The sequence below is a fragment of the Winogradskyella sp. genome, assembly GCF_045105575.1.
GTDB lineage: Bacteria > Bacteroidota > Bacteroidia > Flavobacteriales > Flavobacteriaceae > Winogradskyella.
On record NZ_JBGCDQ010000046.1, the window covers coordinates 1 to 7882 of the forward strand.

The 7882-nt window shown below is 34.1% G+C and carries 4 protein-coding genes; 3 read left to right on the top strand and 1 reads right to left on the bottom strand.

The annotated features are described in order from the left end of the window. Positions 1-249: 249 nt before the first annotated feature. Positions 250-1272 carry a tRNA (adenosine(37)-N6)-threonylcarbamoyltransferase complex transferase subunit TsaD gene (gene tsaD / locus AB8B52_RS11185; protein ID WP_406028111.1) on the bottom strand — a complete coding sequence of 341 codons (1023 nt, stop codon included), beginning with the start codon at positions 1270-1272 and terminating at the stop codon, positions 250-252. Positions 1273-1506: 234 nt separating this feature from the next. Here tsaD and AB8B52_RS11190 point away from each other — a divergent pair, with 234 nt between their 5' ends. The 3 genes from AB8B52_RS11190 to gap all read left to right on the top strand — a co-directional run. Then, positions 1507-5874, top strand: coding sequence for a translocation/assembly module TamB domain-containing protein (locus AB8B52_RS11190; RefSeq protein ID WP_406028113.1), 4368 nt, complete (start codon positions 1507-1509; stop codon positions 5872-5874). A gap of 136 nt (positions 5875-6010) precedes the next feature. Then, positions 6011-6997, top strand: a complete 987-nt coding sequence (gene pfkA / locus AB8B52_RS11195) for a 6-phosphofructokinase (RefSeq protein ID WP_406028115.1) — start codon at positions 6011-6013, stop codon at positions 6995-6997. Positions 6998-7025: 28 nt separating this feature from the next. Continuing rightward, a partial coding sequence (gap, locus tag AB8B52_RS11200) for a type I glyceraldehyde-3-phosphate dehydrogenase (RefSeq protein WP_406028117.1) occupies positions 7026-7882 on the top strand: 857 nt, incomplete at its 3' end.

Here is a 7882-nt window from a genome sequence, read left to right on the forward strand (position 1 = left end):
GCTTGTAAAAAGATGTTTTTGAGCTTCGATTTTTCGACTCTAGAGGAGTCGTACGTTTCTATGCAATTAGTAATTGTCCTCAATAAAATTGAGATTTGCTTTTACTTCCACTTTCATACAATAAAGAATATATCATAATACGTAATGATACCAGAGGTATCAAACATTTATAAAAGGATGTTTTGAGATTAAGTTTTTCGACTCCAGAGGAGTCGTACGTTTCTATAGGATTAGAAGTTTTTCCTTATATCATAGCTTCAAACGCGCACTAGCCATCACATGAAAATCCGAAAAATCTTGCTCCAAATACTTCAAATAGCCAACAATAGCAATCATAGCAGCATTGTCTGTGGTATATTCAAATTTTGGAATATAAGAGGTCCAACCAAATTTCTGTTCAGCATCTTTTAAAGCCTTTCTAATTCCGGAATTAGCAGAAACACCACCACCAATGGCAATGTGTGTGATACCAGTTTGTTTTACAGCCAATTTCAATTTATCCATTAAAATCCCAATAATCGTATATTGAATTGACGCACAAATATCATTCAAGTTATCCTCAATAAAATTCGGATTTGCCTTCACTTCACGCTGTACAAAATAAAGAATGTTTGTTTTTAATCCTGAAAAACTAAATTTTAATCCATCTACTTTTGGTTTGGTAAACTGATAGGCTTTTGGGTTTCCTAGCTGCGCACGTCTATCAATTTCAGGACCAGCAGGATAGCCTAAACCTAGTACTTTCCCACTTTTATCGAAAGCTTCGCCAACAGCATCATCAATGGTTTCGCCTAAAACGTCCATTTCAAAATGATGGGTCACTTTAACGATTTGCGTATGTCCACCAGAAATCGTCATCGCTAAAAAAGGAAACGGTGGTTTGTTATGATCTTTTTCGTCTATAAAATGAGCCAAAATATGCGCTTGCATGTGGTTGACATCAATTAAGGGAATATCCAATCCATAAGCCAAGGATTTTGCAAATGACGTACCGACTAATAACGAGCCCATTAAGCCAGGACCTCTAGTAAAGGCAATGGCACTTATTTGTTCTTTTGTAATGCCTGCTTTTTCTATGGCTTGGTGTACCACAGGAACAATGTTTTGTTGGTGCGCACGCGAGGCTAATTCTGGCACCACACCACCATATTCTGCATGTATTTTTTGGTCGGCAACAACATTGCTTAAAATTTGGTCGTTACAAAGTATGGCAGCACTTGTGTCATCGCAAGAAGACTCAATGCCTAGGATATAAATATTTTCTTTTTCCATAGTCGATATTAGGCACAATAATTGTTAATTTTACCCTTTACAGTCCAAAGTCATAAAAAACAACGTATTGTAAGCGCAAAGATAACAAGATTTGAATCCAATTTTAGACTAGAATTGGAATAAGAGGTTAAACACATAATTTTTATCAAACGAATACTCAAAATATTAGGTAAAACAGTGGCAATAATTTTGCTGCTTTTTTTCATTTTGTTTTTGGTCTTATCTATTCCTGCTGTGCAAACTAAGTTAGGTAGGTATGTCACAGATACACTTAATAACGATTTTAAAACTGATATTAATGTGGGTCGTGTAGGTCTTCAAATCAACGGAGATGTAGAACTTAAAGACATACTCATTAGAGATTATAAAAAGGATACCTTGATTGCTGTTGGAGAAATAAATAGCTCTATTATTAGTTTTCAGAATCTCATTAATGGTAAACTTAATTTTGGTGATATCGATCTTCAGAATGTTGTTTTTAATCTTATTACGTACAAAGGAGAAGTTGAAACAAACTTAGACGTTTTTGTTGCGAAATTCGATAGTGATAACCCAAGAACATCACCAAGCGAATTCTTATTTTCTTCAAGTGATGTCTCTATAGAAAATGGCATTTTTCGATTAATTGATGAAAACTTAGAAACTCCAAAACTCTTTGAGTTTACCGAACTCAATGCAAACACCACAGACTTTTTAATCAATGGTCCTGAAGTAAGATCACGCATCAATAAATTCAGTTTTAGAGATAGTAGAGGTATTGCGGTTAAAAATTTAATGGCAAATTTTGAGTATGCCTTAGATCATATGACCTTTGGTGATTTAAATATTAAAACGGAACAATCTGAGTTAAAAGGTGATTTACGATTTAACTACAAACGTGAAGATTTAAAATACTTTAAAGACAAGGTTAATGTTGCAGCAAGCTTTAAAGATTCTAATATTTCATTAACGGAACTTAATGTGTTTTTTGATGAATTTGGTACCAATCAGCAAGCGACTTTTAATGCAGATTTATCAGGTACGCTAAATGATTTAGTGGCCACAAACCTAAATGTCAGTACGACCAGAAATACAAGAATAATTGGAGACATTACCTTCAAGAATTTATTTAATAGAGAAGACAATACGTTCGCTTTACAAGGAAATTTTAAAAATTTAGCATCAAATTATAATGACCTTACAGCGTTGATGCCGAGATTGTTAGGGAAGTCAATTCCTAGCGTGATTTCTAAAGTGGGTAATTTTAATATCAAAGGAACGTCCTATATTACAAGAAAACGTATTGAAGCTGATATTGAAATCACAACTAATTTAGGTTTTATTAAATCGGACTTACAACTCACAAATATTGACGATATTGACAATGCTAATTACGTTGGAAATATTGTTCTAGATGAGTTTAATATCGGCGAATTGATTAATGATCCTTTAGTAAAAACCACTTCGCTTAACCTCGATGTAGATGGTAAAGGCTTTACGCTAGATAATTTAAGAACGGACGTTAAAGGTGATGTATTTGTATTAGATTACAATGGGTATGTGTACAGAGATATTAAACTTTCAGGTGATCTAGGAAATAAAATATTTAATGGTATTGTTAAAGCAGAAGATCTTAATCTAAAACTCGATTTTAATGGTTTGGTTGATTTTTCCGAAGACATCAAAAAATTCGATTTTAAAGCTAACGTAGGTTACGCTAATCTCAACCGATTAAACTTTGTAACGCGAGATAATATTTCAGAATTTAGAGGTTTAGTGAGCATGACGGCTAGAGGATCTAGTTACGACAACGCGAGCGGAGCCATTAATATAAAAAACACCACGTACAAGAACCAAGACGGCAGTTATAATTTTCAAGATTTTGATATTCTATCTCAGTTCGAAGATAATGTACGTAACATTTCTGTAAACTCACCAGATATTATAAATGGTAAAATTTCGGGTGAGTTTAAAACTCGAGATGTTTTAAAATTAATTGAAAACTCAGTCGGAAGTATTTACACCAATTACATACCAAATGTTGTTGAAGAAGGGCAGTATCTCGATTTTAAATTTAATATCTACTCTAAAATTGCTGCTGTGTTTTTTAAAGACCTCACCTTAGGCAAAAACACCTTTATTGAAGGACGCATAGAAACCGACGAAAAAGGATTTGAACTCACCTTTAATTCTCCAGAGATTAAATTTAAAGATTATTTTGTAAATAACATCAACGTTAGTGTAGATAACAGTAATCCACTTTATAATACATATATAGAAATAGACAGTCTTAGTGCAGGTATTTACAATGCATCGCAGTTTAGTCTAATTAATGTCACCAAACGCGACACCTTATTAATTAAGTCTGAATTTAAAGGTGGAAAAAACAATGCAGATAATTTTAATTTGAATCTATTCTATACCATCGACAAAGCAAATAAATCTGTCGTTGGCATCAGAAAATCCGATGTGCTATTCAAAGGCTATGATTGGTTGTTGAATTCAGAAAAGGATACCTTAAATAAAATTAGTTTCGATAGAGGTTTTAAAGCGTTTGATATTTTTCCTATTAAAATTACACAAGGCAACGAACTTATTCAAGTATCTGGAAAAATAAATGATTCCTTAAACAAAGACTTCAATATCGATTTTAAAGACGTGCAACTCGTTAAAATTACTCCGCGTATTGATAGCCTAGATTTAAGAGGAATTGTAAACGGAAAGTTAGATGTGGTTCAAAATAATGGTGTGTATTTACCAAAATCTAATGTAGAAGTCAGTAGTCTTTTTGTCAACGATTACGACTTAGGAAACCTTAGAGCCAATATAGAAGGTAACAATTCCATTACCAATTATAATGTGGACGTTACGTTAATCAACGATAATTTAAAATCCTTGGATGCTAAAGGGACTATTGATGTATCAGAGACCGATCCTAAAATTAATTTAAATGTCGGTTTTGAAGAATTTCTCTTAGATCCACTTAATCCTTTAGGTAAAGGAGTCATTAGTAATATTAGAGGTTTGGTTTCTGGTAATGCCAAAGTAACAGGAAGCCTACGACAGCCAAGTATCGATGGAGAATTATTACTCGATAGAGCTGGTTTGTCTATTCCGTATCTTAATGTCGATTATGGTTTTGATTTCGACTCTAAAGTTACCCTTAAAAATCAGCGCTTCAATTTTAATAATGTAGCAATGACAGATTCTAAGTATTTCTCTAAAGGAAACTTGAATGGCTATATTGAACACGATAATTTTTCAGAATGGAAATTAGGCTTAGAATTGACCACAGACCGACTTTTAGTTTTAAACACAAAAGAATCTGAAGATGAACTCTATTATGGTACAGGCTTTATATCTGGTAAAGCACAAATAAAAGGGCCTACAGACCAGTTGGTAATCAAAGTGATAGATGGCTATACGGAAGCAGGTACCGAATTTTTTATTCCGTTAAACGATTCCGAAAGTTTTGGTGACAACTCGTTTATGCATTTTTTAAGTCCAGATGAAAAATTAGCCAGAATTAAAGGAGAAATTTCAGAAACCATTGAAGTAAAAGGTTTAGTCTTAGATTTCGATTTAAATGTCAACAAAAATGCCACGATCGAAATCGTGATTGATAAAGAAGCTGGAAGTACCATTAAAGGACGCGGTATAGGCGGTTTAAATTTCTTAATCAACACTAATGGCACCTTTAATATGTGGGGGGATTTTGTAGTACTCGATGGAACGTATAATTTTAAATATGGTGGTTTTGTTGAAAAGAGATTTAATGTAGAACGCGGAGGCAGTATTGTATGGCAAGGAAATCCACTTGATGCAGAGCTTAATTTAAAAGCCGTTTATGAGAGTACAGCCAATCCATCCGTATTATTAGACAATCCTATCAACCAAAGTATCGATGTAGAAGTAGAAATTCATCTCACAGGAAAATTAGAACAACCAGAACCACAATTCGATTTTAGATTTCCTACGGTGAACTCAGCGGTGAAATCAGAGTTAGATTACAGATTATCTTCGAAAGAAGAACGCGATAACCAAGCTTTAATTTTCTTAGCTACGGGAGGTTTTTCTAACGGAGTACGTGGTGCTAATTTTACAGGGACTATTTCAGAACGACTCTCAGGTATTGTAAACAATCTCTTTGGTAGTAGTAATGGGAATTTAGATGTTGGGTTCGATTTTGAATTAGGCCAAGACACACCAGAGTTACAGACGGATAATAGAGTAGGTGTCACACTTCAAACTAAAATCACTGATAGAATGTTAGTTAACGGAAAGGTTGCTGTGCCATTTGGTAGTGCTAGTCAAACTGTTATTAGTGGTGATGTACAAATCGATCTCTTATTAAATGAAGACGGTACACTCAGAGCTAAGGTCTTTAACAGAGAAAATAGTATTAGAAATTTTGGTGAAGAAATCGGTTTTACACAAGGCGTTGGTTTATCTTATAATGTAGAATTTGATTCGTTTAAAGAACTACTTCAAATTATCTTTTCAGGAAAAAACAAAAAGGATAAAAACGCCAAAAAAGCCAAAGAAGAAGAGAAAACTGAGGATAGTGATTTAATGCCATCTTACATGAGTATGAAGCCAGAAAAGGCAAAAACAAAGTCTTAAATTCTTAAATTACTGAGACTTATTAAAATACTTATTAACGAAAACGTTTGATTTTTTTTTGAAGTCATAATTTTATGACAATAGTCACTTTATTTTTTGTAGACTTTAGTAATTTTACTCAAAATTGGGTTTATAAATGGTACACACAATAAAAAAAATAGGTGTTTTAACATCTGGAGGTGATTCTCCAGGAATGAATGCAGCAATTAGATCTGTAGTTAGAACATGCGCTTTTCATGATATAACATGTTACGGTATTTTTAGAGGTTATGAAGGTATGATTGATGGCGATTTTATTGAAATGGATGCACGTAGTGTAAAAGGCATTATCAATAAAGGCGGAACAATGTTAAAATCGGCACGTTCTAAAGAATTTAGAACAAAAGAAGGCAGAGCAAAAGCTTATGAGCAATTAAAAAAAGCAGGAATTGATGCTTTTGTAGTCATTGGTGGAGACGGAAGTTTTACAGGTGCAATGATTTTTAATCAAGAATTTAATTTTCCAGTGATGGGAATTCCTGGTACTATCGATAATGATATCGTTGGTACAACGCATACTTTAGGGTACGACACAGCCTTAAACACAGTGGTTGAGGTAATTGATAAAATTAGAGATACGGCAAGTTCGCACAACCGCTTATTCTTTATTGAGGTGATGGGACGTGATGTTGGTCATATAGCTTTGAATGTCGGCATTGGTGCAGGTGCTGAAGAGATTTTAATACCAGAAGAAGATTTAGGTTTAGAACGTTTGGTAGAATCATTAAGACGTAGTAAGCAATCGGGAAAATCATCGAGTATCGTCGTTGTTGCAGAAGGTGATAAAATAGGAAAAAGTGTTTTTGAGCTGAAAGACTACGTGGACGAAAACATGTCTGAATACGAAGTACGAGTTTCAGTTCTTGGACATATGCAACGTGGTGGAGCACCATCGTGTTTCGATCGTGTTTTAGCAAGTAGAATGGGAGTAAAAGCCGTTGAAAGCTTAATTACAGGAAAAAGTAATTATATGGTGGGTCTTAAAAATGACATCATGGATTTAACTCCATTTGACCAAGCAGTAAAAGGAAAATCAAAAATTAATATGGAACTTCTAAGAGTTTCAGATATAATGTCAATTTAATAATAAACGAAAAATAACAAATAGAGATATGGCAAATTTAAAATTAGGAATCAACGGATTCGGTAGAATAGGAAGAATCGTGTTTAGAGCAACAGTAAAACGCAACGATGTAGACGTTGTAGCAATTAATGATTTATTAGATGTAGATCATTTGGCTTACTTATTAAAGTACGATTCGGTTCATGGAAGATTCGATGGTACTGTTGAAGTAAAAGACGGACACTTAGTTGTAGACGGAAAAACCATTCGTGTGACTGCAGAAAGAGATCCTAAGAATTTAAAATGGGATGAAGCAGGAGCAACCGTTGTAGCAGAATGTACAGGTATTTTTACAACCTTAGAAACAGCACAATATCATATTGATGGCGGAGCTAAAAAAGTAGTCATTTCGGCACCTAGTAAAGACGCACCTATGTTTGTAATGGGAGTTAATGACGGTACATTAAAAGCAAGTGATACTATTGTATCTAATGCGTCTTGTACAACCAACTGTTTAGCTCCATTGGCTAAGGTCATTGAAGATAATTTCGGAATTGAAGAAGCATTAATGACTACGATTCACGCAGCAACTTCTACGCAGTTTACTGTAGATGCGCCTTCACGTAAAAATTACCGTTTAGGACGTTCTGCACTAAACAATATCATTCCAAGTTCTACAGGAGCGGCAAAAGCAGTAGGAAAAGTAATTCCTGAATTAGACGGAAAATTAACAGGTATGGCGTTTAGAGTGCCAACTGTAGATGTATCTGTAGTAGATTTAACGGTAAGAACTAAAAAAGAAACGTCTCTAGAAGATATTAAAGCAGCAATGAAAAAAGCAGCTGATGGTTCTATGAAAGGTGTTTTAGGTTATACTGAAGATGCTGTTGTATCTCAAGATTTTGT